At 46.3% G+C, this 1,490-nt stretch carries 1 protein-coding gene; it reads left to right on the top strand.

Annotation, left to right across the window (positions count from 1 at the left end):
* Positions 1–1,048 (top strand): adenylate/guanylate cyclase domain-containing protein (locus tag F6J94_RS33775; RefSeq protein ID WP_293048300.1); only part of this gene is annotated, 1,048 nt, incomplete at its 5' end.
* Positions 1,049–1,490: the final 442 nt, after the last annotated feature.

Raw genomic sequence — 1,490 nt, 5'->3', positions numbered from 1 at the left:
GACAGCAAAAGACAGCCGTCAGTACTACCCCGACCAAACCCTGATCTCCCAGGGGTTAGAATCAAGCAAGCATTGTGTGAATCTTTCGATTAACTCTATTGCTGATGCCAGCGATCAAACCCATGTCTATGCTGCATTGGTAGTCATGGATGACATTAGTGATGAAAAACGCCTCAAGACTACCATGTATCGCTATATGACCCAGGAGTTAGCAGAGGAATTACTTAAGCTTGATGACCATAAATTAGGAGGCGATCGCAAAGAGGTATCCGTTCTGTTCTCCGATATTCGTGGCTATACTGCCTTGACCGAAAGTTTAAAGGCAGAAGAGGTCGTGCGTATGCTCAACGACTATTTTGAGTCGATGGTGGATGCAATTTTTGAATATAAAGGTACCCTCGACAAATACATTGGCGATGCGATTATGGCTGTTTTTGGTTCGCCCTTGCCCCAAGAGGATCATGCTTGGAGAGCAGTGCAAACAGCTTTAGAGATGCGCCGCCGTCTCAAAGAGTTTAATCAGCAACGTGTTGAAACTAATCGAAAACCTTTAAAGATCGGCATTGGGATCAACTCCGATAGCGTCATTAGTGGTAATATCGGTTCAACTAAACGAATGGAGTTTACCTCTATTGGTGATGGAGTCAATTTAGGTGCTCGCTTGGAAACAGCTAGCAAGCAGTACGGTTGTGACATCCTAATTAGTGAAAATACTTACAGAGCCTGTCCTGAACAGATCTTGGCCAGGGAATTGGACAAGGTAATTGTTAAGGGCAAGACCAAGCCAGTATCCATTTATGAATTGGTGGGTCTAAAATCTGAACCGATTTCGGAGTACAAAGAACGAATCATTGAACATTACGATAAAGGCCGTCAGTATTACCTCCAGCGACAGTTCGCCCAAGCCATGGGTGAGTTTGGCACCATTATAGAAAAATATGACAAAGATGACCAAGCCTCTTTATTGCACCTGAGCCGTTGTCAGCGTTTTCTTCAAGAACCTCCTAAGGATGACTGGGATGGTGGCTGGAAGTTGTTAGAGAAATAGTCGTTAGTCCTTAGTAATTGGTAAAAGGATAATTGCGGGTTATAGCAATTATCAGCAGCGTTTGAGCAACATTGCTTATCCTTTTAAGGCAAAAGGCAAAAGGCAAAAGGCAAAAGGCAAAAGGCAAAAGGCAAAAGGCAAAAGGTAATACTAAAGAGGGTTTTAAGCGATGCAGCGCCGACCTGAAGGGAGCCAGTGCCTTCATGATGGGCTCCCCCCCATGAGCAACGGTTGTAGTTTCCACGGGGCTTACAGGGATGCAGGGCGGACGCAGGTGACCCAAACAGAACCCAAACCATGAGCGACTGCATCCCTGTTCCCTGTTCCCTGTTCCCTGTTCCCTGTTCCCTGTTCCCTGTTCCCTGTTCCCTGTTCCCTGTTCCCTGTTCCCTGTTCCCTGTTCCCTGTTCCCTGTTCCCTGTTCCCTGTTCCCTGTTCCCTG

Origin of the sequence: Moorena sp. SIO1F2 (assembly GCF_010672755.1) — a bacterium.
In the GTDB taxonomy this organism is placed as follows: domain Bacteria; phylum Cyanobacteriota; class Cyanobacteriia; order Cyanobacteriales; family Coleofasciculaceae; genus Moorena.
This window is presented reverse-complemented; position numbering and strand designations above follow the sequence as displayed.